Source organism: Corynebacterium sp. NML130628 (assembly GCF_001875665.1).
Taxonomy (GTDB): Bacteria; Actinomycetota; Actinomycetes; order Mycobacteriales; family Mycobacteriaceae; genus Corynebacterium.
The window spans coordinates 47,646-72,232 of record NZ_MLAL01000014.1; the positions used below are offsets into that span (position 1 = coordinate 47,646).

Sequence of the window (24,587 nt, forward strand, 5' to 3'; positions counted from 1 at the left end):
TACTATATGAGGTATCGGCGCCCGTACGCAAAGACGGCCGCACCAATTATCGACGCCACCACCAACGCAAACAGTGCCCGAACCAGGGTGTTGGATCCGGTCTCAGCTGCGATACCGCGCTGCTCCGCAACTGGGGCCTGCGCCGGGGCGGCCTGCTGTTGCACCTCGACAGGCGTCTGACCTGCAGCCTTGGAGGTTGCCAGGCCTTGGCGTGCGACCTCAGCGGCGTTTTCCGCGAGGAGCGAGTTGGAGTCCTTCACCTCGGCGTCGGTTGGCGGCTCGTTGATGCGCGCCAGGTCGGTGACGTAGGTCTTGCCGTCAGCGTTGAGGTAGTACGTCAGCCCACCGATGGCGAGCACTGCCGGCAGCGCGATCAGGCCAGCAGCCGCCGGTGCCGGGTTGTTCGGGTCGATGTCCTCGGCGGTGAATAGGACGTCCTGGTGGTCGCCGGTCGGAGCTGGTTGCTCGACAGGGGTCGTTACCTCGGGAGCGGAGGGGGCGTCGATAAGCCCGGCGACAGCCGCCTTGGCCACGTCCACTGCGCGCTCACGGTCAGCGGCCGAAAGCTGGTCGAACGCGATGTTGACCAGGTTGCGGTCCGGCACGTAGTGGGTGCCGTCCTGGGTGAGGAAGTATTCGGCACCGTTGATGTCGTGGGTCACGGCTGGCAGCGGGACGTCCTGCGCCTGTGCCATGGGGACGATGGCGGTTGCGAGCGCGCCGGTCATGACGGCGGCCAAAACGGTGTTGCGCTTCATTGGGGCTCCTTTACTCAACATGAAGTCTCAAGTCTTACTTCATGGTTTAGCCCCCACTGTAGACGCACTTCACCCCAGTCACAAGTGTTTACACAAAAAACTTCAGTTACTTTGCGCCGGTCTCGGTCGGCGGCGCATCCAGCACCGATGCAAACTGCCACCCAATCACCGCATTGCGAACCGAGTCCGCCAAAACGTTGCGCGGCTGAATACAAGAGATCGTGAGCAGGCGCCCCGGTCGCGGACCATCGCCCCAAATATCAACATCGCTAGCCATGACCTCCTTCACCGGGTCATGCAGGTCAGTCGCGCGATAAGACAACCACTTCCCGCCAGCCGCCTCGGAGTCGGCGGTACGCAGGTAGAGCATGTCCCCCACCTGGACGGTGTGATGGTCGGAGGAGCCGTCAAAAAGCTGGTCAAAGACCCCATGCACACCTGCACCCGTGTGACCAGCAACGACCACCAGGTCCTTAGCCTCAGGCCCCGGCAGCGAATACGGCCTATCCGACGCCGTATACACACATGCCTTATCTAATGTGGCGGGATCAAGGGCGTCCGCGCGCACGCGACACGGGCCCTCCTCGAACTGCGCGCGAAGCCCCACCGAGGGAATAAACATCTCCAACGGCTGCGACTGCCCAAGTGCTGCAGGAGCCTCCGCTAGGGGCACCGCTGAGGGCTCGGGCGCAGGTGCCTCCTTCTTACCGCACCTCACCGGCAGCGAAACGAGCACCACGAGCAGCAGCAACGCCGCAACCCGGCGCACCCAAAACACCCACTGAGGCGGGCGAGTTCGAGGAGACGTACGCATAGTGGAAATCGTAGCCGACGCACCCGACACTTCCGCTACAATCGCGCACATGCAATCCATCAACGTCAACAAAGTCCCCGAAAACGCCCAGCTTATCGACGTCCGCGAGCCCGAAGAATACGCAGAAGTCCACGCAGCAGGCGCCACCAACCTACCCTTAAGCGAACTGACCACACTCACCGACAAGATCGACCCCGACCAGGACATCTACGTCATCTGCCGCTCCGGCGGGCGCTCGTCGCGCGCATGCGAGTACCTCGAACAGGTCCACGGCTGGGAACCCATCAACGTCGAAGGCGGCACCATGGAGTGGGTCGCCAACGGCCTGCCCACCGAGTAGCACAGTTTCCTTCCTGGCCAGCAGCCCTATACTCTGGACTTATGGCCACGATTGAACTCCCCGAGGCGCTGACTACCTCGCCATCGTTCCAAATCGAACGAGTGCGCAGACACACCAAAGATGAGGTGGAGCGCACCCTGGCGAAGCACGACTCCTCCATGCGCGAGTTTTGGGTGCTCAGCTGCGTATCCGAGCAAGCACGCTCCCAATCCCAGCTTTCCGAGCTCCTCGCCATCGACGCCTCCGACATGGTCCGCCTCATCGACTGCCTGGAAAAACACGCGTGGGTCAAACGCGAACGCGACCCAAATGACCGCCGCCGCCAAATCGTGACCGCGACCGAGAAAGGCGGCAAAGCGCTGACCAAACTCGCGGACGAAGTGGCCGCCGCCGAGGAGCGAGCCCTCGACGCCGCCAACCACAAGCAGCTCAAGAACCTGCGGAAGCTGTCGCAGGCGATTTTGTAGTTCTTGGTTGGGTTGCTTGGGGGGCTGCAGACTTGCGCGCACCAAATTCCTTGATTTCTGGGGAAGGTTCCGCGTTCCCCCAGTTCACGTGGCTCGCAGGAGGGAATTTGGTGTCTGCCCCGCCACCCCGAGTGACAAAGGACGCAGCCCAATTTTCACGACCTGGGCTTTTGCCGGAGTCTGCCGACAAGATTGCGCCCTTTGTCACTCGCTCCCCCATCTATGCACCAAATTCCCTCTTTTGGAAGAGGTGCCGTCGCGTTTTCCCAGGTCGCAGATTGTGAGCGTGGGAATTTGGTGTCACCCCAACGCCTATGCGCACCAAATTCCCTCTTTCCAACGCACACCCGGGGAATTTCCCCAGGTCGCGACCCCTGCGTGTAGGAATTTGGTGCCACGCCAACCCCCAACTACCCCAGCCCAGTCTCCCGGCGCCTACGCTTCCACCAGCGCCACAGGATCAGCAGCAACACCACCAACACGATCAAGGCCACGAGTATCATCCACCAGCTAATTCCCAGGCCGGTGACCTGCGGTTCGGGGGCGTCGGGGTCGAGGGGGACGCGCTCGGCGTGGACGAGCAGCCGATCGGTGTTCAGGCCGTAGGGAGTGCACGTGATCAGGGTGAGGCGGTCTTCCCCCGGCTGGTAGCGCACTGCCTGGTATTGGTCCGGTTTGACGATTTCGCGGCTGACCATTTGGTAGCGCAGCCGCTGCCCCATCACGTCGATGTAGATGTCTTGGCCTGGTTTGAGGGTGGGGAGGGCGTCGAACATGGCGGCGTTGACCATGCCGGTGTGGGCGGTGATGACGGAGTTGGCGCCGTCGCCACCGATGGGCAGGGTGGAGCCGAACATGTGGCCTGCGCCTTCGTAGAGTACGTGGGGTGCGGTGGTGTGGTAGACGGGCAGGTCCACCCCGATGTCGGGGATGCGGATGCGTGCCATGATGCCCCCAGAGCCTGACAGGTTGAGTTGTGCCAGGTAGTCGGGCATGTCGGGGTCGTTTGTTGAGGGTGGGCGTGCGTGTGTGCCGGTGGCGAGGAGCCGTTGGTTGTAGTCGCGGGCGCGGGCGAGTTGGGCGTCGCGTTCTTCGGCGCTGAGGTTGGTGGTGTGTTCGCTGTAGGCGTCGGCTTGGCGGCGGAGCTGTTCGTTGGTGGCGAGTGTGGCCACGATTGGGTACAGCAGCAGGAGCGCGCCGAGGATCAGCCCGATGAGCGAGATGAGGTTTCCGGCGCGTTTGCGGGCGGGTTGGCTCACTGTTCCTGCTCGTCTTCTTTTCGACGCGCCAGCAACCATCCCGCAACGATCAGGGCGAGGGCGAGCAGCGCGAGCCAGATGACGTTGGCGCCGGTATAGGCGAGTACTTGGCCGAGGCGCCCGCGCGGGCCGTCCTGTGAAGGCTGCGCTTCGGTTGTAGGTTTCGGCGTTTCCGGCGTGGTCGTCTTCGGTGCTGGACCTGTCGGCGATGGTCCAGCCGGGGCCGTACCCGACGAGCCCGCCTGCCCTGGCAGCCCCGGCAGCAGTGGCACGAGTGGCAGCAGCCCGAGGAGCCCCCACAGCCAGCGGCGATCCCCCTTGGAGGAGCCCTGCTGCGCGGGTGCCTCGATGAGCACGTCGGCGTGGGCGGCGCGCACGGTGACGTGGTTGCGTTCGGGGTCCATGCCGTCGGTGGTGAGGGTGGCGTCGGCACCTGCGGTGCCTTCCGCGGTGGCGCGGGTACGCTGCTCGAGCGTGACGGTAGTGCTGGCGTCGGCGGCGCGGGCGCGCGCGAGTTTCTGCAGGCCAGACTTGGTCAGGACTGCGCGCAGGCGGTTGCCTTCGCGGTGGAAGGCGACATCGCCTGGTCTGAGCGCCGCCCCGTTGATGCGCACGGTGGGGTCCCCATCAAACGCCAGGTTTCCGGTGAGCGTCAGGGTGAGCTCGTAGTGGCCGATGGTGCCGTCGAGAGACGGGTTGGGCGCAACGCCGCGCACAGTGAGGGTGACGTCCTCGCCGGGGTGAACACGCTGGCGGCTGGCTGTAAGCGCCACGTTGAGGTGCTGGGCTTTCGGTTCCACGGTGCGCGGGGAGCCGCCCGTCACTGGCACCACGAAGGGCGCAAAGAAGACTTGCGACGCCGCTTTCGCCTCAGTGTCGCCAAGCGTGAAGAGGTACGCGCCGGGTTGCAGGCCGTCGAGGGTGGCGCGTCCGCCGCTGGTGCGCGCGGTGGCGACTTCGACGATCGTGTCGGGCTGCGTGCGTAGCAGTGCGGGGACGTCGAGGGTCGCCAGCGACTCGCGCCCGGCCTGGGTACTCATGTCCACGGTGGTGATGCGTGAGGCGGTGACGGTGCGCTCCCCGATGGTGTCCAGGCCGTCGACACCTGCGGCGGCGCGAAGGTCCACCGTGACGCTGCCCGGTGCCGCGGCCACCGCGGCGGGTGGCCCGAACGCAGGCATGCCGACGCCGGCAACGCCGACCGTTACGGCCAGCGCCACCGCCATCGCAGTCCCCGGGTTTCTCACCGCTGTGTGCTCCTCTACTTATGCCTTGCGGGAGCGCAGCTGGTAGACAGCGCCGCCGCCGAAGAGGACCACGCCAAGCGCCAGGATGATGAGCATGGTGCGCTCACCGGTTGCTGGCAGGCGGCCGAACAGGTTGTCCTTGACGTTGTTCACGCTGCCGCTGAGCGTCTTGGTGGTTTCGTCGTAGTTCAACGGCTGTGGCTCCGGGTTATTCAGGTAGCCGGACACGCCCTTGGTTTCTACGGCGCAGTAGTCGGCAAACTTGCTGTCCTTCTTGGTCAGGTTGAGGCCTTCGGCCTTCGCCAGGGCGGCCCCGGCGTTCTCCTGGCCTTCGGCGACGGTCTGGTCGGCCTTCAGCGTGGTTTCCACCTTGCCGCTGATGACGACGCGCTGGGCAGCAGTGCCTTCGTCCACCTTCCAGGAACCGTCTTTCTGCTTGGTGCAGGTGAAGATCTGGAACTCGGCGCCGGCGCCATTCTTGTCGCCGTCCTTGGCCTGCTTGTTCAGCAGCTTGGTCACCTCAACCTTGGCGAAGTTCAGCGTCGTCTTTCCGTCGTTCGGGTCGTCGGTTGGGGTGGTGTTGTGCGGTTGATCGTCGTTGGAGTAGTACACCTGCGCGGTGTTGTCGATCGTGCCGTTCTCAGGCAGCTTGACCAGCTTCGCGTCGAACTCGGTGCGCACGGTCAGGCCGGGGTTGGTGGCGCGCAGCTCACGCAGCTTCTGCAGGCCAGCCTCGGTGAACTCCACGGTCACGGTGTTGTCGCCGTTGTCGGCCACGGTGTAGTGGGTGCCGGCGGCAAGGGGCTCCGGGTTTTTGTCGTCCGCGGACTTCAGCACCTGCACCTGCACGGGGTGCGCGGCCTGCGACCACTCAAGGTTCGCCGCCAGCGTATCGACGACCCTCAGCTGGTCACCTTCCGGGTTCGGGCCGAACGCTGGGATGGGGGCGTCAATACGGTAGCGGGCGTTATCTCCCAGGGTGATGTTTTCGCTGATGAGCGACTTCTTCGGCTCCAAGATCTGGTTCTTCGGGCTGATGGTGCGCTCGTACTGCGCCACGCCCTTTTCAAATGCCGGGAGGGTAAGCAGGAACGGGGTCGCCACGGAGTGCTTGGCGCCCTCGGCGCGCAGCTCGGTGACGCGGAAGAGGCCCACGCCGAGGTCCTCGAAGATGGCCTCGCCGTCACCGTTGGTTGCTACCTCTTTCGCAGTAAAGTTCGGGTCCGCCTGCAACTCGGAGACCTTCTTCTCCCCGGCTGCGGCAACGTCCTCCCAGCCCTTCGCGGTGTTCAGCGGGGCGGTGGCGATGCGCTCCACCTTGAAGGTGACGCCCTTGATGGTCTTCATGCCGTCAAGCGTGCCGTTCTCACCGACCGGCTCGCCCTCGTACTTCTTGATCGTCAGCTTCGTGGCGCGGTTGACATCGACCTGCGCCTGGGCGACGGCGGTTGGCAGCGTCGCTACGACGGAGGCGCCGACCGGCCCAACGAACGCGACCGCGGCCGCGGTGGATACCGCAAGTGCTGTGCGGGAAATGATGTGTTTCATGGTATCTAACTTTCTGTTGTTGGAGTTGTTGAGGTTGAAGTCTCTGTAAGGAAGCGACGGGCGCTGAAGCCAAAGAGCAGCAGGCCAAGCAGCAGAATCCACACGAGTGTAGTGCGGCCGGTATCTGGCAACAACCAGCCAATGGTCGACGGCACCCGCAGCGCCCCGTACGTGGATTCGGCGCTGACCACCCCGAGGGCGCCCGCCGACGCCTGCAGCGTCGCGGTGCCACGGTGGCGGAAGGTTCCTTCCGCGGGGATGTCCACCGTGACGGCGCAGGTTGCGGACTGGCCCGGCGCCAGCGCCGCCCGCACCGCCTCGCATGCGGCGGCGGGGATGGTGCCCTGCTCGCCGATGGTGCGCGGGCCGCCGGGCGTGCGCACCGTCATCCCCGCCAGAGCCGGATCGCGCAGCACCATGTTGGACAGGTCGAACTGGCCGGTGTTGGTCAGCTCGTAGGTGATGTCCATGGTGGTGGCGTGATCCGGCAACAGGGCGGTATCCACCACGTTGGTGACGCCGGACAGCGGGGTGCCCGCGATGCGCTTGTCGAGGGCCACGCTGGCGTACTTGTTCAGCGCGGTCGCCGCCCAGGCGTCGCCCGCGCGGGTGGTGTCGGCGGCCTTGGGGGCGAGCACCTTAAACGCCACGGTCGGCGTGCCGGTTTCAGGCAGAAAGCCCTCCCCCAACTTGGCTCCCCGGGAGGTCAGCGCGAACGTGTACGTCCCGTTCGCCTGCTCTTCCTCCACGGTGCACTCGCTGCCCACGGGGACGTTCCGCAGCACGTGGGTCTGCCCGGCGCGCAGGGTAAACGGCTCGCGGGTGCCGTCGCCGCAATTAGCGCGGAAGGTGTAGGTGGCTTCTGCGTCGGGGGCGCCTGCAGCCTGCTTCGTCAGCGCGACGTCCACGGTTGCCCGCGGGTGGTGCGCCTGCACGCCGACGACCACCGCCGGGTCAGCCGCGGTGGTGTCCGGGGCGTCGGCGGCGACGTCAACTGCGTATTCGTACTGCTTGGCTCGCACGTCCTGCGGGGCGACGCCGTCCACGGTGGTATCCGGGCCGTTGTAGGCGCCGTTGTGCCAGGCGGCGAAGCCGAGGTACGGGCGACGATCACCCGCGGACACCTCAAGCTCGCCACGCGCGCTGAGCGCCGCCGCGGCATCCACGGTCAGGGTGCACGAGGTCCCCGCCGGCACCTCCACGGTGCGCAGCCCGGTCACCGGCACGGCGTCCGCGCCGGGCAGCGGGCGCTCGGGGACTTCGGCCAGGCTGAACTGGACTGGTCGGGTGGCCAGGGTGGTGTCGCCGTCTTTGCACACGAGCGTGCCCGTGTAGCCTGCGGGGTCCGCGCCGTGGAGGTACCCAGTTTGGCGCATCGCTACCTGCAGGTTGGTGGTGCGTCGGCTTACCTTGTTCACCAGGTGCAGCTCTGCGCCCTGGGTGGTGACGTCGGCCTCCACGCTGGGGTGGGCCGCGGCCACGGTGAGCTGGGCGGGCACGTTGTCTACCGCGATTTCGCGCAGGCGACAGTGCGCACCGACCGGCACCGCGGACTCCGCACCGCCTGCAGAGACGTAGCGCAGCCCGCCGTCAACCGCCGTGAAATCACCGGGCTGCAGCTGGAGCGGCAGCCCTTCCACACTGGTCAACTCGGTGCCGAGCGCCCGGCACTGCAGCGCGAAGCGCATCGTGTTCGCCTCGCCGAGCAGTCGCATGTCCGAGGGATTGCCTTCGATGTCTTTGCGCAGCTTCAGCGGCGCGGTCTGGTACACGTAGCGGCTGGTAGCACGCACGACGTTGGCCGCGGGGTCTTCTTCGACCACGAACGCAGGAGCAACCGCCGCCTCATTCCCCTGTTCGAGCGGCTTGCCCGTCGCCAGCGTCGGATCCGGGCGGCTGACGGTCCAGTCCACCGCGTCCGGCAGCATGGTGGCCCGCAGCGGGCCCTCCGGGGTGTCCGCCTGGAGGTCCAGCGGCGCATACCCGCCAAGCTCGACCGTGCAGGCCGCGCCAACCGGCACGCCTGCCACGCTGACGGCGCCTTCGCCGTCGACGGTGGCGCTGCGGCGGAGCAATTCGGCGTCGCCGTCGAAGCACACCAGCGTCACCGGGTGGGCGGGCAGCACCGCGCCGAGCGCCTTACCGGCGGCCTCATAGTCCTGACGCGTCGTCCCCGGCAGCACCACGCCGGTGCGCACGGTTGCGTCGGTGACGCGGCGGGAGAACGTGTTGATGAACTCCACCGAATTACCAGCCCGCGCGACGGTAAACGTGTTGCCCGGTGTGCCGTCCACGGCGGTCGTCGCCGCCATGTGGATGCCCGGCTCCGGGGTCAGGGGGTTCTCCGCGACGGTGCAGCTGCTGCCCACCACCAGGTCGCCCTGGGTAAACACCACGCCGTTGCGCACCGACGCCTGCAATGACGCCCCCGGCGTGCCGTCCGGCAGCACACAGCGTAGCGACGCCGGATACTCCCGCCCGAGCCACGCCTCCTGCTTCGCAGACGCGATCAGGTCCTTGGTCGCCGGGTCGAACCGCACGCGCTTGACCCCGGTGAGGGTGGCGCGCTGGTAGGCGAACTCGTCCTCCATGGCCAACGTGGCGCGGTCTCCGACCGTAAACGCCACGCCAGGCGCCAGCTCTGTGGCCTGCTCGCCGCCCGGCGCGTAGTGGCCCACCGTGGTGTGGGTGATCGGGTAGTCCACGCCCTTGCTGTTGGTGCGTTGCGTGTCCACCGGGCTGCGCCGCGCAAGGGTGCACTGGGTGCCTGCGGGGATTTCGGCGGCGGTGAAGGTGCGCTGGGCGCCGTCGGCAAGCTGGAAGGTCTCTTGGAATGCACCGCAGCTCAACTGATAATCGACGCCCACCTTCGGGTACAGTGCCTGCTCCCCGGTGTAGCGCTGCGTGATGGTCAGCCCGTTGCCGGCAGGGGTAAACGTGTTGGTCACGGTGGCGGTGTTGGTGGCGCCGGTGATGGTCAGCGCCACGTTATCCACGTCAGTGTCCCAGTTCACGCCGCCGGGCAGCTGGGGGCGATCCTCGGTGAAGGTACAGGTGTTGCCGTAGGGCACGCGCATGGTGGCGCCGGGGCCGTCGTCGACACGCGGATCTCCCACTTTCAGCGTGACGGGCGCACCCGGAGCGACCGTTGCGGTGCCCTCCAGCTTGATTGCCTCGACCGTGCCATTGCTCACGACGTTGCGGGAACCGCACGCGAAGTTGAACGTGTAATTCGCGGGCAGGCCGCGCACCCCGTTGGCAGTCACTGCCTTGGAAAGCTGTGCGGTGCCGTACTTGTAGTCGTAAGTACGGGTGATGGTGAATGCGTCCGCCTGCCCATCGCCGACCGTCAACGTCTGCGGCGCGACGGTCGTGCTCTGCAGCTCGAACGTGCGCACTGGGCCCTCGCCGGGAGCCGCAGTGGGCTCCTGCGGGCTCAGGGTACACGTGGAACCGACCGGCATCTTCGGGATGACGGCGTGGCCGTCAGTCAGCGTCACAGTGCCGGTGCGCTTCGTCGCGTCCGGGGCCGTGCACGCGTAGTTCGCGCTGAAACCCTGGCCCGTCACGGACGGCAACGCACCCGCCGGCCCCGCAAGCACCTGGTGCACCTGCACATCGGCGGTGCGGTAGTCGTAGGTGCTGCGGATTTCCACCGGCTCGGCGGTCGCAGGCCCGGTCGCGGGCAGGCGCAGCGCCAGCCCGTCCTGCTGCTGGGTGGCACCGGTGACATCCCTGCTGGTCAGGCTGATGTACTTCTGCTGCTCCGCTGTCAGCCCTTCGACGGGGCGCAACACGCAATCCTGCCCGCGTGGCACACCATCCACCGTCACCGGGGCGCCGCCGCGGACCGTGATCTGCCGCGCAGGCGCATTGGTGGCCGGGCAACTGAGCTCAAACGTGAATTCCTGATTCTTCAACGCGTCCGTGGCCGCCGGGCCCTGCACCACATGACGCAACCGCAGCGTCGCAGTCCGCGCCGTGTACTGGTTCTCCGCCTCAACAGCCGCGGGCGCGGTATCCGGCTGCAGCGTCAACGTATGCTGCGCGCTGCCCTGGTTCGGGGTGCCGTGGGCGGTGCCATTCCACCGCAGATCCAGGTCCGCGCCCGACACCGCCGCAGGCGCGGTTTCCTTGAGGGTGCACGTCGCGCCGGCTGGCAGGCCGTCGACAAGCTGGCGAGAGCCCGGCTGCACCTCGCGGGACCCACTGAGCTTCACGCCCGGGTACGCGGCCTTGAACCCCTCCGGGGCCGTGCACGCGTAGTCGATGGTGAACTTCTTACCGCTGAGCTCCGCGTAGTTGCCCGCCGTGCCGGTGACCCGCTTGTTCAGCTCCAGCGATGCCGAGGCGAAGCGGGACTTCCAGTGCACGTTGCAGTTGATTTCCCGGTTTTCCTTGTTCGCGAATTGCACCTCGGAGACGCCCTCCGCGCGGTTTTCCCGGAACCAAATGCCACTGCGCTCCGCATCCGCGCGGCTCAGAGGCACACCGTTGTGTGTCAAACGCACCGGGGCCTGATTCTCCCCAGTCCCCGGCTCGTACACGAAGGTGTCCGTGGCGCCGTCAGCGGAAATCGCGCTACACGTCCACTCCGGGGAGTAACGACGAAACGCCAGCTCCTTCCCACCCATCGTCGACTGCAGCCCGACAGAATCCTCCGGCACGCCCGCCGCGTTCAGGCGGCGCAGTACCGGGGTAGTGCTCGACCCACCGACGGGTTCAATCCAGTTGCGCTGCTGCCCATCCTGGGTGAAAATCCTGGTCACTGGCTTTTCAGCCTGGCCGGTAAACGCCTGCTGCGCCGCCGTGTCCGCAGTGCCCAGCTCCTTGCCTGCCTGGGTAGAAATGCGGTTCAGCGCGATGGCCATCGCGAACGCCTGGTTGCCGCGCGGGTCCGGGAAGCGTGCCGTACCGCCCGAGTTCGACGCAATCCCGATCTCAAACGCCGTCGGCGAATCCAACCCAACAAGAAACGTGCCGTAGGTGCCGCCGGAGTCGTTATCACAGATGAAGTCACGCCTCTTGCCGCCCATGTCGGCCCACTGCCACTGATTCCTCTCGACGCCCGCCCCAAACGTCTTCCGGCATGCCTCACGACTGCCGTTCGGCGTCAGCTTAATCGGCGGATTGACGGTACCCGTGCCGCCCGAGTTGGAGATATCCACACTGATCATTTCGCCGCCGAGCACGCTGCCCGTCGACTCGGCATCCGCAACCATCATCCGAAACGACGGCAACGGCTGCCCGCGGTACGTGAACTTCACGTCACGGAACGAAAGGCGCACGAAGCGGTTCTTCTCCGTCTGGAAAATGTCATTCGCGGTAGCCCCCGTCTCCGCAACGAAAAACGACTGGCCCGCAATCTGGTTCCCGAACGCGGCCCGGCTCCACGGCGGCTGCTGCCCCGCCGACAAGCTGCCCTTATTCGACCCAGCCCCCGTATCCGAAGCCTCCACCGTCACCGTGTACGTCAGGGTGTAATCCCCGAAACGCTTCGTCACATTGTGCGTCCCCGGCTTCGCAATATCCGACGCATCAATCCAGCACATCTGGTTCGCCCACTTCTTGGCGTCCCCGTCCGCCTTACGAAACGAGCAGTCCCCAATATTGACGCGACCGTTGGCTTCCGCGGCGCTCGCTGAGCTTTGACCTCCGAGGCCTCCAGGACCTCCGAGCACCGTAACCAGCGCGAGCAGCATGGACACAATTACTGCCGCTGCGGCTCGTCGCAGCCGAGGCGGTTCGCCAAATCCTGGCCAACCCGCTGTTGTCATGAAACCGCCCTTTTTGCTGTGCTCCAGCTTCTATGGATACTTCTATTGGTGTAAAACACCGCAATCGTACCGTGCTCGAGGAGAGAACAGCAATACTTACAAGGTCTTAAGAATCGCCAGGTTAATGGCGGTGGGCGTTTGCGTTTGGGTGGGCGCTTCTTGCCTTCTAAAACATCATCTTTCGCTGGGAGTCTATTGCTTGCCGCAGCGCCTGCCCTACCTGCAACCAAGCTTTCTCCAGGTTTTCTGCTGGATTGTAAACTCGCGCCTCCCGAATTACCTGACCGTCACTGGAGCGAGCTAACACCCTGTCATGCGCCTCGCTCCTCGCCGTTCGTGCGTTCATGGACTGCTCCTTCAACACCTGTGACGAACCCGAACACCTAAGCTGCACTAGTTTAGCTAACGACCACGCAAATCAGCGATTTTATAAGTTGCCCCAAGCCACATTACACGGATTGACTCACTGTTCACGGTCTCTTTCTAGAGCTCAATCGAATTGAGCCTCCTTGGGTCTTCGCGGCGTAAACGCCTCAGTTGGCTTTTCTCCATTGCAAAACGCGGCAATTCTGGATCCAGCTTTGCCAACACGGAATTAATACTGTCAACGGATTTCTTGATATCAACCTCCAAAAGGCAATCGTGATGCGCGACCCGATTGCGCAGACGTCGCAATGCCTCCAAGCTACGACCGATTCGCTGCCGACCATTAAAGTCGCTGCAGATTCGACGCTCCACGGGCTGGCCACGATCTGGGAACACATTTTTTAAGCACTCATCCCATAGCGTTTGCCTCAGTTGTTCTCGCTCTTCTGATTCTTCCGCACGCCCTGGTGCACAAAATAGAGAACTAAGGTTTCCGAACGTCAGTTGAGCCACAATATCGTCATGCGTAGGTTCCCTTTGGCCGTTTCTCGGAGACTTACGCTCGATCTCCCTTTGCGCATGATGTCTAGCGGTACCGATAGAGGGCCCTAACAAGGTCTTAAGCGCCTCCCGAGTATTCCCCAGTTTCGTCCATTCTTCTGTGAAAGTATCCCCCGAAGGGTTGGGTAGAGAATTCCAACTTCGCAATTCACGGTCGATCGCGTTTCGTAAAGAAATTTCTACAACGCAGAGGGTTGCATGAAACGCACCCTCCAGTTCAACGGCCCACTGGTACAGAGCTAGAACAGCATCCTCACCAGCTGCCCCTATCGCTGCTACGTAAGGCTGAAGACGCGGAACGCTGAGAAACTCTTCCGCAGTTTGCATACTAATTTTTGCCATGCTAAGATTTTAGCTTAGCGAGCACATGCCATGCGCATGTGCATCCATCCTTGAGGCCCCCAATCTTTTGGGGGCCTCTTGCGTTGCACCTCTATTGAAAGGCCGACTTAGGGGCTTAAGTGCATTACTCCCATCCGCAATTCTGTTCACAAAATCCCGACTCCGCTCGTGATGGCTATCCCTACCCCAAGAAGTCGGCCCAGGGGACCTATCAGGCGGCTCGAGTGACATCGTGCACGAAATCTCCGCCCCCAAAAACCCCACACCAAGTTCGTGGTGCCCAGCCAACTCACAGTCCCAAGCACCCCCAGCAAAAAGCAGCAACGGAAAGCGGGAAAGTCCCAACCCTTCCGTTGCTGCCTCCCAGATAGGCCTACTCCCTAGTCCCCGATCTGATCACGCCCACGCTTCACGATCAACGGGTCCGGCGTCCCCACCACATCATGATCCTTGTTGGTGTATTCGAACTTGCTCAGAATGTAGCGCATCGCGTTGAGGCGGGCGCGCTTCTTGTCGTTCGACTTGATGGTGATCCACGGCGATTCGTCGGTGTCGGTGTAGCGGAACTGCTCTTCCTTCGCGTTGGTGTAGTCGTCCCACTTGTCCAGGGATGCGAGGTCCATCGGCGACAGTTTCCACTGGCGCACTGGGTCCACCTGGCGGATCGCGAAGCGGGTGCGCTGTTCCTTCTGGGTGACAGAGAACCAGAACTTGGTCAGCGAGATGCCGGAGCCAAGGATCATGTTCTCGAGCATCGGCACTTCGCGGAGGAATTCGGCGTGTTGGGATTCGGTGCAGAAGCCCATGACGCGCTCGACGCCGGAGCGGTTATACCAGGAGCGGTCGAAGAACACGATTTCGCCGGCTGCCGGGAAGTGCTGGATGTAGCGCTGGAAATACCAGGAGGTGGATTCGCGTGGGCTCGGCTTTTCCAGGGCGACGGTGCGCGCACCACGTGGGTTGAGGTGCTCGTTAAAGCGCTTGATGGTGCCACCTTTACCGGCAGCGTCACGGCCTTCAAAGATAATGATGTGGCGCTGACCAGTATCCTTGGTCCAGTTTTGCCACTTCAGCAGCTCAATTTGGAGGGCACGTTTTTGTTCTTCGTACTCGCTCCGGCTGAGGCGTTCTTCGTAGGGGTAGTTTTCGCGCCAGGTTTCGATTGGTGTCCCGTCCGGCATGAGCAGCGCCGGGTCGTCTTCATCGGTGTCGTCGACGATCCAGCCTTCTACGGCGGCGAGGTCGATCATTGGGAGTTCGTCATCCTTGTGGTCAGCCATGTATCCAGCTTAACCCCATTGCCCCTGAATCGGCGCTGATTGTTGGTTTTTATTTATTGACGCCACCCCCGTTTTCCCACGCATCCCCAAAAGGGAAACCCCGCCACGTTTCGCGGCGGGGTTTGTATCAGGGGGTCTTAGGAAACCAGACCGATAAGCTTCACTACAGCGTCAGCGATGTCGCCGAGCTTGCCCAGGATTGAGAGCAGAGCGCCTGCTACGTGACCATCAGACGAGAGGAACTTCCAGTTCTCGAGTGCCTGCATGTTAGACTCCTTTTCTTCACAAAGGTTGTTGTTATCGGTTAATTACTTCTTGGAAGGAACCTGGGTCGCCCCGGAAAAGTCCTTAGCCTTATCACCGAGACCACCGAACTGCAGAAGCACATCAGGAACAGCGCGGAACAGCTTAACGATTGCAGATGCGAAAGTGTTGAAGTCCTTCAGCGCGTCGGTGATGACTGCGAGATCCATACTTACCCCTTACAGGTCTTGACACTGTGGGCGGATGCCCGCGTGTCTATATTTCTTAAGGATGCACACCATGTTGGTGTGTCTTAGCCGTTAGTTTTGCACATATTTTTAGCTCACGTCAAGCTTTTAGGAATGATTCACCTCACATTAGGGGCACCCGGCGCGTGTACCTTACATACATGACGTGACAGCAAACATTCAGGCGAGTTTCCCCTGCACACTCCACAAAACAATAAATGCTACCTAAGCTGCCGAAATACGTTTATGGAAACCGCCGCGAACTATTCGTCGACCATTTCTGTACATTTCCTGTGTAGGAGCGACACCCGAACCATTGTTTCACGGTCCCCCATTTCTGAAAGTTCGCTGAGCGCGGATCGTTACGGCTTTTGCTTCCACCCCACCGCCACGACGATCTCTCACCCCAGCTAAAAAGCGTTCGGCATTAGCGAACGTTCGGCAATACCGAACGCCCCAAGCCATGTTGATTGGCATGTCCACCTTAGCCCAGATTTTTCGCCCGGCCGCAAATGCCAATCACTGTCGTCGATACAACAGTTGCTCGTGTTGGTGCGGTCTCGACAAACCTTTTCAATCGTGTAAAATCCGATACATAGTTTCCCCGTTCTCCTCGGAGGCGGGTTTTCTTTTTGCCTAGTTTCGCATGTGGAGCTCTATCACGCTGTTATTAGTGGGTCACGTCTATGACTAATGGTGGCAAAAGAGGATATGCTGGCGTGGCGACGGGCCGGTTACCGGAGCATTGTCGCCTGGAGCCGCGTAGGCTCCAGAGCTTTTTGACACCTCAGAGAATCCGTTTTTAAAGCTAATGCCTAGGGATAACGTCTTTTCGTGAGATTCATGTCTCCCCACACCACAGTCCAAAAGCTAGCCAAAGCCCTGTCACGCGAACGTACCCACCTGCAACTCCACTGATTTCTATACACTTTTCTGAACATGTCTATTGAATCGTCCCGGCCCAGCATCACTGGACCCGTTTCGTCTGCTGAGGAGCGCACTCGCGTTCCCCTTCCGCATCACGGAAGATTTGTCATCGAAGTCGTTGACGCTAGCGAATTGAAACAGCGTTTCCGCGACCGAGAAACGCTTCAGGACGCAACTCTGGCGCTGGTTCGCGTCGCCACCGACAAAGGCAACCGCACAGAACTCGACGAAGTCATCGAGCAATTAGGGTTTTCTCGGTACGAGCTAGCGGCCGAACTTTCACCCGAACTTCACAGCAACAAAACATAGCCATACAGCGCAAGTCACCCCGCGCATGAGTCCGCCTCATTGACGACGCCATCTACGACTTAGAAACCTCCAGCGCAGAGATACGCAAATTGGGGTCGCCTGTTAAACAAAGTGGTTGAGATCCTAGGGTCTTCATTCGCGAGTCCGCGATCGACAAACACCGCGAAGGCATGACCACACCCGAGGTCTGACTGAGTAGAACACGTCACCGGCCGGCGCCCAGCAGCAACATCGTTAAGAAGCTGAATTACTGACACCCGGAGGGTGTTATCGGCAAGACAGCGCGACGATTCGTGGGGTACCCGCCATCCCCGCGGTGGCTACTTCCTCACTACGTTGTTGTTCGAAAATGCTACGCGCGCTTCTTCAGAAAATACGATTTCCAAAACCTATTTTTCGAACGATCCTCAGGGTAGCGACGTACCATGAATTCATCTGTACGGTGACGTGAAGTTTCGGCAGCTTCCAAAAGGGCTGCAACAATTTCAGGGTCGACTGACGAAATGTGCGCTTTGTCTTTACGTCGCTGCGGATAGCGTGTCGTCATTTGAGTTTCTTCTTCCCCTCATCTTCGTCATCGTAGTGCAAAATGAGCACCTGCAGGAGCATCACAAAAATACAGATGAACCCAACGGAATATGGGATTATCCCAAGTGAACGAAGAGTTGTGTTTGTTCCACTCCTATTTCGTTCCGGTTCGGCAAAATCGAGACCCCCACCTGGCGTAAGGTTTCCTGGACTACTCGACTCCTTGCGCAGTTGAGCCTCAAGAGCATTGGCGTAATCTTCAGCCGCCTGTGATGATTGCGCCATCGAGCATTAGCGGGAGCTGCAATCCAGCACCGCCGGTTTTTGGAGGCGCACCTTGGCGGATATTAGCCACCCTAAACGTGACGTGCAATGAATCAATCGCCAAATCAACCTCGAGTTCGGGGTGCTGCTCAGTTTTCCCGCGGGACGTGCTGCCGCATGCCCTCCTTCAACTGGCCGCTGGAACTCGTTCTAGACGATGGTAGTCCGCAACTGGTTCGGCAGCGGTAGCCTACCGACATGGGGCAAATCCAGCCCCATGTTGCTGCGAGTCCAGTTAGCCTTCAGTTGTTGGGGGAGCGAGCACCGCCCACGAGCCCCCGCTTTCCAGTCCGTTAGCGCGAAGGCCTCACGCCTGTTCGCGCCGCCTTCCCAGGAATGCACCGATACAAATAGTCACGCTGCCAATAACTATGGGAAGGTGAACACCGTTCCCGCCCGTACTCGGCAAGTTACCCTGACGGATATTCGCCACTGTGAAAGTGAAATGCAGCTTATCTGCGGATTGCGTCACCTCCAGTTCAGGGTGCGCACTTTCGCCTCCACTGACATCAAGTTGCAATACGCCGGCATCATTCCTTAGTAGGGCAAACTCGATTGGCTTGGTCAATAAGCTGTAGCCGGAGGGAGCCTTTACTTCCGCGAGCCGGTAGCGCCTTCCCGTGACGAGATTCCCCACCTCAGCGGTTTTTTCATCAAAGAAGGGGACGGGCCCCTTAGAGCCAAGGCTGTCAACGACCTCGAATCTATAATCGGTGAGTGTCTGGGACTTATTGTCGTGGTCTACCTTCACCAATGAAACGCTGTAGCAAGTTTCTGCAAGAAGTTTCTTGAGCGACTCAGTCAATCGGTCGTATGAGCTGACCAAAGTCAGCGCGTCTGGGCTGGATATATCGGCACCCATTGATGCTGTATTTCGTACACCAGCTCGCCAAATCTCGGGTTGGTCGGTGATGTCATACTGGGTGGCGGTTTTTTCATCGGGCACGTCCCACATGTAGATTCTGCCATCGTTCTTGAGCCCCTCTCGTACGTCGTCGCCCGCCATGTTGTAACTCGGGTAGCCGTACCCAGGCTGCTTGGGCCAGTTTTCCGGCTGCTTACGCGTGTTACCACGCATAAAGTAATCGTCCTTAAGAATGTGCTCGTTGAAAGGCTCCAAACCAACCATGATTGTCTCGATTCGCGTACCCGAGTTTTTCAGCCGATTTGCTTGCTCTACGGCTCGACTTAAGTCGCTTTGATTCACAAGGGTCCCTACGTCGAAGTAATGGCCGGGATAATCCCTGAAACTGGTAGTGGGCAAACCGTCCGTAATGAAGTAAACGACGTCGTATTCACCAGACGGGACTTGCTCTAATCCAGCTTCATAGTTGGTGCCACCGCGACCTACCATCTCACTCGCAGGCGTATTCGTGATCGCATTTACGGCATCAACTAACTGCTCAAGGTCGTTCTCGTCGTTGGTGCGAAGTTTACCGGTCGACATTCTGGGTACACGACCGCCTTGGGATGCAAAGTTATAGATGGCTAGTGTACTATCAGTACCTTTTAAGGTATTAATAACCTCCAGCCCAGTGAGCCGACTAGCGTCGGCGCCGTTGCGACCAATCGAGTCGGAGGTGTCGAATACCAAAGCGATGTTCTTGGTGCTGCAAATGTCGTCCCTCAGGGGTGGGTTAGGGGCGGAGGCAGGCAGCCAGTTCAGCTCATCCCTTGGTGTCTCGGGGACATCCAATTCGAGCTTAGGTGCGTCTTGCCTTAACCAATTAGGGGCGTTCTGCTCCCACATGACAATTTTGCAGTTGGTGGACGCCGTCTTCAGAGGGATCCGCACCTCAAAGTCATATGAATTCTGCGTACGTGGTTTACGTTCAATTTCCTTCTTCAGGATGAAGTAGAGACTGCTACCGCTCATTGAAAGAGTGTAATCAACGTCATATTTCAATTCAGCCCAACCGTCATGGTCCGAGCCAACCCGAAGCTTCAGTCGAGGATCCGAAGCATCAAATTGAGTGCTCAAATCAGCCAAGCCAGTCTCCACCTCAATGACCTTGGCCCTCATTCCGCCATCTGGTGTGTTGTCCCACCATGTTCGGGAAACTTGGAGCCCGTCCGAATAATTGCAGGAGTCAAAACCTCTATCATTGGGAAGGGGTCGGTAGTTTTTAGGCGTTGTAGGATCGCCCTGCTCAACCGATACCTTTGCAGTGCCACTCTGCGTTTTTGACCACGACCCGTACAGCTCCAGTGAATAAGGCTTAGCGTTAGGTGCTCCGGGGCCATAAAAGTCCACAGATATTTTATCGCCACTGCCTTTCCAAACCGCAATTGAAGGATCGCACCCGGTGAGATCCACTGAGATTGATTTGCTGGAAAGTCTCTTGATGCCTGCGCCGGATACGGTACAGCTCTCATTGGAGTTCTTGCGCAGCGTTACTGGTCCATCCAACGCGTACCGAGAGGACCCACTGAAGCTGATGACGAGTTCTGTGAGATAAAAATCCCTTTGCTCGAACGCACCTCCGACACTTGTCGAGAGCCTAATCCGCGGAGGTTTACCGCCAGCCGCACCTTCGGGCGATTCATATGAGAGCGCTGTGAGGGTGAGCTGTTCCTTCGAGGCTGGCAGCGACGCAGCACGTGCCACACCTACCCCATCGGGGTTCACGGTCGCCGCGGCCTGGTCGGTGCGACCATAGCCGGTTTCCGAAAGCTCGCGTGCCGTCGGCACCTCCTTCGGCTCAGCGATCGCGTACTCACCGGCGTCGGTGGTTCGGACCTCAACCTCGACGACCTGCGGTGGGATGGCGTGCAGGGCGTTCAGGTTGAACGCCACAAAACCGCCGTCAGCGGAGTTGACGAAACCGTAGTCGTAGTCCTCAAGTTTCCGCCCATCAGCGGTGACGGACAGGACTTCCTTGATCTCGCCCTTGCCCTGACGCTGCAGAGCGAAGATGTTCTCCTTCGACGCCTTGCCGCCGAACTCCCATGCCTCGCCATCAGGGTCGTTGACCACGATACGGTCAACGTCGCCCTTGCGCTCGACGGTCACAGGGTTCGTGGTAGCCGGGGCCTCTGCTGGTTTCGAAGCAGATGCAGAGGCCGGATTAGAGGCCGACGCTGCGGCAGGCGCCGAAGGCGTGGCGGAGGAAGGCGGTGTGCCGTCCTCCATCCACGAGTAAGTGGGCAGGCTGGCGTCGTCGGTAGTGACGTCGGAGACCGTGGTGGTCTCCTCCGCCTGCACGGCTGGGTACGCGCCCAGGCCGGCGGCCAGCGCTACCGAGGCAACTACGGCAGCAAGTCCACGGGCACGGTGCCGAGCAGGAGATCCTGCAGGTTTGATAAAGTTTCGCATTTGTCTTTCCCTACTTCCGCTTTACCGTGTCTCGTTCTTGCTTCGCCGCGCCAGGAACAACCCCAGCACAATTAACAGTCCGCCAAGTCCCGCGGCCCACAGCACGTTCGCGCCGGTGGACGCCAGCGACCCGCGCTCGCCCTCAGGCACCGCGCGTGGGTGGGTGACGGTGGTGACCACGCCGTTCGGTTTCGTTGTCACGATTGTTGACGGCACCGTGGTCGTCACCGTAGTGGGGGTCCCACCAGGAGGGGTCGTGGTGTACGTGGTCCGGATGGTGGTGCTCACTCGAGGAGGTGTCGACGTCGTCGTCTTCGTCGTGGTCACCGTCTTACCGGGTTTTGTTGGCGTGGTTGATGGCGGCTCCGAAGGCTCCCACGGTGGTGGGGTGCCGTAGCTCTTGTCCCACTTCATCACCAGGACGTTCTCGTACTCGTAGCGGATGCCGCGCTCGTCAGGCAGTGGGAGGATGAGCAGTTTCGGACTGCTCAGGTGGTACTCGTACTTCGTGTCCGGGGCGGACTCCTCCACCAGGTACAGGCCGGGCGTGAGGTTGTCGAACATGACCTCGCCGCGCTGGTTCGTCGCCTTCGTCTCGATGACGTCGAGGCCGCGGGAGCGGGCGTCGTCAAGCGTGGTTTTCTTTGCCACGTTGCGGCCTTGCTCCGAGGTGATGTCGATGCCCCGCACCTTCGACAAGGTGAACTTGGCGCCGGCGATGGCTGGAGGCTTCTGGCCGGCCGGGACCTGGTCGTATGGGTTGGTGCCCTGCTTCTTCAGCAGCAACTGGATCGGCTTACTCTTGTCGATGCTCGCCGGGTTCAGGTTGGCGTCATTACCGCTGATTGGGCGCACGTCAGCCACCGCGGGCGTCAACGCACCCGCGGCGAGCATCGTCGCTGCACCACACGCTGCCAATAGTTGGGACAAGCGCATTAGGACAGAACCTCCTCGTTCACAGCGCCGGAACGGTCGCTCTTCTTCTTTTCGCGGTACACCCACCAGATCAGCGCCAGCAGGATCAGCAGGGACACCCCGCCGAGCGCCCACATCCACCACTGCAGGGTGGAGGTGGAGTCGTCGAGGACGCTGGCCTCGTCTGGGTCCATGGGTACTCGCTCCGCGTGGACGAGCAACCGGTGCGTATTGATGCCGTACGGCGTACAAGTGATCAACGTCAGCAGGTCGCGCTCCGGGTCGGCGCGCAGGCTGTCGGTCTCATCCGGCAGGACAACTTCGATGTCGTACACCTTGTACTTCATGCGCTCGCCGAACGTGGAGACGTAGATGGCGTCGCCGACTTTGATGTCGGAGAGGTTGTCGAACAGGGTGGACGTCGTTAAGCCTGTGTGACCCGTGATGACCGAGTGGAAGCCCTTCCCGCCTGTGGGAAGCGCCGACCCGTACAGGTGACCAAGACCCTTCTGCAGGGTGTCCTCCGCCGTGCCGTGGAAAACGGGCAGACGCAGGTCAATCGCCGGAATCGCGATCTGCGACATCGCCGACACACCCTCCAGCTGACGCTCGTACTCCTTGTAGTCAGCGTTGTCTTCGCTGATGCGGGCGAGCCACGGGTCGAGGATCGGCCCGTCGGTGTGCGCCTCGTTGTACGCCTTCGCGGCCTCAAATGCCGTATTTACTTCTTCGACTGGCGTTTGTTGCAGCTCTTCCTCGTAGAGCTTCGCTACCTGCTCCTGCACCCGGTTGTTCCACTGCGTCGCAATAACCGGGTACATGAGCACCGCAATGCCCACCAGCACCAGGATGACCGGCAGCGCCATGCGCTTGAAGAACGATTGTTGCCCCGGCTCCCGCCGATGCTTCGCCTTCACCTCTGTTGCCACCGCGTCTTCCTTTCATTTGGCACGTCTTATCGACGTCCCCTTCTTCCAAAACTGGGGCGGGAGTTTTAGGCCTTCCCGCCGACCGGCCATCCCCTGCGGGGCTTCCCGCAGGGGGCTCCTACATCACGTACTACTTACGCGGTGCGGGAGTTACGACGTGCCGTGTAGACACCGCCGCCGATGATCGCGAGACCCGCCAGGGCCACGATCAAAATACCCATGCCACCGGTGGATGGGAGGGTGTTCGGGGACTTCTGGTTCTTGACCTCAACCGCAGCTTCGATGGTCTTCACCGGCGCCTTGGTATTCTGGTCGACCTCACCGCGCTTCAGCTCAAACGGAATAAGAGCGTCGTTCGCGATGTAACCTGCAGGAGCCTTCGTCTCCTTCAAGCAGAAGTCAGTCTTAGGATCTGCTTCACTGTTGTTCTCGAAGTCCTCGACGTGGATGCCGGAAATCGTCACCGTACCGTCATCACCAGTCTTGAAGACGTTGGTTACCTTGTTGGCGGTGCTGGACATTGCGTTACGGTTGCCGCCCTCGAGCTCGACAAGCTTTCCGCCTTCAGCCTTGCAACCAACAAGCGCGAATTCCGCGCCCGGCAGCGGCTTCTTCTCCTCGTTGGTCTTCGTGACCTTCAGGTTGCCCCAGTAGCTGTGCACCTTATTCGTTGGCTGCTCAGTGTCGTGCTCCGAGCTGCCGTTATTGTAAATCAAGGTGCCTTCGTTCGGAATGTGCTGGACAGCTTCCTTGGTCTTGGTCTTGATGGTCGTCTTTACTGGGACTCCTGCTTGCAGCTTCTTCAAACCTTCAGCAGTGAACTTCACTTCCACCTTCTGGCCGTCAATGTTGACCTGGTAATCTGCATTGACCGTGTAACCTTCGACAGTCACGTTCTCTGGCTTCGGAGCTTCCAGCTTCTCATTGAGTACATCTCGCACGATGTACTTCGTCAGCGTGCCAGTAGGCACACCCGTGGTCAGGGTGTAGGTGTATTCATCACCAACGTTGGCCCACTCATCCTTGACTTCCTTCGTCACCGTGTTTTCGGTGTTCTTCGGGTAAGCATGAACGTCGTAGATCCAGTCGGTGCCATCCTGGTTCGTCATCGGCACGTAAACCAAGAACGGTGCACCAGGGACGACACCAGCAGGTGCCTTGGTCTCGACGACGCGGTACAGACCACGCTTGAGATTCTCGAACTTGACATCGCCACCGTTAGCGGTCGTACCAGTTGCTACGTCGGCCTTTTCCGGCGTGATCTTCAGAATATCTGCAGTCTTGTTGTCCTTGTAGGTCTTTGCAGCTTCCTGCCAGTCCTGGTCCGTATTCAAGGACTTGATCAAATCAAGCTTGTACTCAACTCCATCAAGCCCGGATCCAGGAACACCCTGCATTTCCTGGCCGTTTGCCTGCGCTCCTGGCTGCTCAGTGCTGGAAAGCTTCTTCTTGTGCAGTGTCAGCGACAGCGTCTTGTTGCTATCGATACCGGCACCAGTCACATTCGATGTGTGCGCCGCCTGTGCTGCGTCCTGCGCCATCGCGTCCTGCGCGGCGATGCCGGCGGAGCCGGCGAAAGTCAGGCCTGCAGCGATTGCGATCGCGGCGGTTTTCTTGAGGGCAATTGCCATTTGGTTTCCTTCCAAAAAAGGTTGCTCAGGGCCCTCAGCGCACTTCAAGAAGTTTAGGTTTCTTGCGCACACGTCAGTGGCCCAACTTTGGGAACACATTGAATCTAATCACCCCCCCCCCGCTTTGTCCAGGCGGATTTGAACGAATCTCAAGGTTTCTCAGTCGACATATTCTCCTATTTTCGCTGAGCAAATCGGTTTTATTCGTTGACCATTGCTTATGTAACCAACTGTCCATTATTGCTAGACATTCATGCCTAGCTTCTCCGCTAAAACTCTAAGAATTTCCTCATACTTCGCAGGCTGCTGCAGGCGCGGTTTCAGGCCTGCTCCCTCCGGGGCCTTTTGCTGTCACAATCATTCCGGTCGACCTCTTCCGGTCGACCAACGCTGGTCAGCGCGAAACCGATGCCGAGTCACACGTAAATCTGTTCACAAAATCTCAAGCAAGGTTTTGT

Annotated in this window: 19 protein-coding genes; 4 read left to right on the forward strand and 15 right to left on the reverse strand. The window is 60.9% G+C overall.

Features of this window, described 5'->3' with window-relative positions; all coding sequences use genetic code 11:
* Window positions 1–2: 2 nt before the first annotated feature.
* Window positions 3–758, reverse strand: a complete 756-nt coding sequence (locus BJP07_RS02455) for a hypothetical protein (RefSeq protein WP_071565909.1) — start codon at window positions 756–758, stop codon at window positions 3–5.
* A gap of 106 nt (window positions 759–864) precedes the next feature.
* Complete coding sequence (locus BJP07_RS02460; protein WP_255365906.1) at window positions 865–1,572, reverse strand: sortase; 708 nt, start codon at window positions 1,570–1,572, stop codon at window positions 865–867.
* 49 nt (window positions 1,573–1,621) lie between these two features.
* Between BJP07_RS02460 and BJP07_RS02465 the strand changes: the two genes are divergently transcribed.
* Both BJP07_RS02465 and BJP07_RS02470 read left to right on the forward strand, forming a co-directional pair.
* Complete coding sequence (locus BJP07_RS02465) at window positions 1,622–1,912, forward strand: rhodanese-like domain-containing protein (RefSeq protein WP_071565940.1); 291 nt, start codon at window positions 1,622–1,624, stop codon at window positions 1,910–1,912.
* 41 nt (window positions 1,913–1,953) lie between these two features.
* On the forward strand, window positions 1,954–2,379 hold the full coding sequence (locus tag BJP07_RS02470; protein ID WP_071565910.1) for a MarR family winged helix-turn-helix transcriptional regulator: 426 nt from the start codon (window positions 1,954–1,956) through the stop codon (window positions 2,377–2,379).
* Window positions 2,380–2,789: 410 nt separating this feature from the next.
* Here BJP07_RS02470 and BJP07_RS02475 read toward each other — a convergent pair whose 3' ends face one another.
* From BJP07_RS02475 to BJP07_RS11165, 8 genes are all read right to left on the reverse strand, one after another.
* Window positions 2,790–3,638, reverse strand: a complete 849-nt coding sequence (locus BJP07_RS02475) for a class C sortase (RefSeq protein ID WP_071565911.1) — start codon at window positions 3,636–3,638, stop codon at window positions 2,790–2,792.
* Window positions 3,635–4,885 carry an LPXTG cell wall anchor domain-containing protein gene (locus BJP07_RS02480; protein WP_143109643.1) on the reverse strand — a complete coding sequence of 417 codons (1,251 nt, stop codon included), beginning with the start codon at window positions 4,883–4,885 and terminating at the stop codon, window positions 3,635–3,637. The genes BJP07_RS02475 and BJP07_RS02480 overlap by 4 nt, the downstream gene beginning before the upstream one ends.
* Before the next feature lie 18 nt (window positions 4,886–4,903).
* Window positions 4,904–6,433, reverse strand: a complete 1,530-nt coding sequence (locus BJP07_RS11290; RefSeq protein ID WP_218160238.1) for a SpaH/EbpB family LPXTG-anchored major pilin — start codon at window positions 6,431–6,433, stop codon at window positions 4,904–4,906.
* Between the two features lie 5 nt (window positions 6,434–6,438).
* On the reverse strand, window positions 6,439–12,210 hold the full coding sequence (locus tag BJP07_RS11160; protein WP_177222499.1) for a CshA/CshB family fibrillar adhesin-related protein: 5,772 nt from the start codon (window positions 12,208–12,210) through the stop codon (window positions 6,439–6,441).
* 483 nt (window positions 12,211–12,693) lie between these two features.
* Complete coding sequence (locus BJP07_RS02505) at window positions 12,694–13,479, reverse strand: Abi family protein (RefSeq protein WP_083584042.1); 786 nt, start codon at window positions 13,477–13,479, stop codon at window positions 12,694–12,696.
* A gap of 380 nt (window positions 13,480–13,859) precedes the next feature.
* Window positions 13,860–14,759: a polyphosphate kinase 2 gene (gene ppk2, locus BJP07_RS02510; RefSeq protein WP_070361875.1), complete on the reverse strand. Its 900-nt coding sequence runs from the start codon at window positions 14,757–14,759 to the stop codon at window positions 13,860–13,862.
* 137 nt (window positions 14,760–14,896) lie between these two features.
* Window positions 14,897–15,025, reverse strand: a complete 129-nt coding sequence (locus tag BJP07_RS11415; protein ID WP_255364785.1) for a hypothetical protein — start codon at window positions 15,023–15,025, stop codon at window positions 14,897–14,899.
* 42 nt (window positions 15,026–15,067) lie between these two features.
* Window positions 15,068–15,232 carry a hypothetical protein gene (locus tag BJP07_RS11165; RefSeq protein ID WP_177222500.1) on the reverse strand — a complete coding sequence of 55 codons (165 nt, stop codon included), beginning with the start codon at window positions 15,230–15,232 and terminating at the stop codon, window positions 15,068–15,070.
* 957 nt (window positions 15,233–16,189) lie between these two features.
* Between BJP07_RS11165 and BJP07_RS10985 the strand changes: the two genes are divergently transcribed.
* A complete protein-coding gene (locus BJP07_RS10985; RefSeq protein WP_071565918.1) occupies window positions 16,190–16,486 on the forward strand; it encodes a hypothetical protein in 297 nt (98 codons plus the stop codon).
* A 352-nt stretch (window positions 16,487–16,838) separates the two neighbouring features.
* Here BJP07_RS10985 and BJP07_RS11170 read toward each other — a convergent pair whose 3' ends face one another.
* Together BJP07_RS11170 and BJP07_RS02530 are read right to left on the reverse strand one after the other, a co-directional pair.
* Window positions 16,839–17,033, reverse strand: coding sequence for a hypothetical protein (locus tag BJP07_RS11170; protein ID WP_071565919.1), 195 nt, complete (start codon window positions 17,031–17,033; stop codon window positions 16,839–16,841).
* A 612-nt stretch (window positions 17,034–17,645) separates the two neighbouring features.
* Window positions 17,646–20,351: a vWA domain-containing protein gene (locus BJP07_RS02530; protein ID WP_071565921.1), complete on the reverse strand. Its 2,706-nt coding sequence runs from the start codon at window positions 20,349–20,351 to the stop codon at window positions 17,646–17,648.
* 7 nt (window positions 20,352–20,358) lie between these two features.
* Here BJP07_RS02530 and BJP07_RS11420 point away from each other — a divergent pair, with 7 nt between their 5' ends.
* Entirely contained in the window at window positions 20,359–20,481 is a 123-nt protein-coding gene (locus tag BJP07_RS11420; protein WP_255365907.1) for a hypothetical protein, read from the forward strand.
* A gap of 194 nt (window positions 20,482–20,675) precedes the next feature.
* Here the strand turns inward: BJP07_RS11420 and BJP07_RS02535 are convergent, their stop codons facing one another.
* The 3 genes from BJP07_RS02535 to BJP07_RS02545 all read right to left on the reverse strand — a co-directional run bounded on the left by BJP07_RS02535 (window position 20,676) and on the right by BJP07_RS02545 (window position 24,129).
* Window positions 20,676–21,590, reverse strand: a complete 915-nt coding sequence (locus BJP07_RS02535; protein ID WP_071565922.1) for a SpaA isopeptide-forming pilin-related protein — start codon at window positions 21,588–21,590, stop codon at window positions 20,676–20,678.
* Entirely contained in the window at window positions 21,590–22,498 is a 909-nt protein-coding gene (locus tag BJP07_RS02540) for a class C sortase (protein WP_255364787.1), read from the reverse strand. Before BJP07_RS02540 ends, BJP07_RS02535 begins: the two co-directional genes overlap by 1 nt.
* Window positions 22,499–22,632: 134 nt before the next feature.
* Complete coding sequence (locus BJP07_RS02545; RefSeq protein ID WP_071565923.1) at window positions 22,633–24,129, reverse strand: SpaH/EbpB family LPXTG-anchored major pilin; 1,497 nt, start codon at window positions 24,127–24,129, stop codon at window positions 22,633–22,635.
* Window positions 24,130–24,587: the final 458 nt, after the last annotated feature.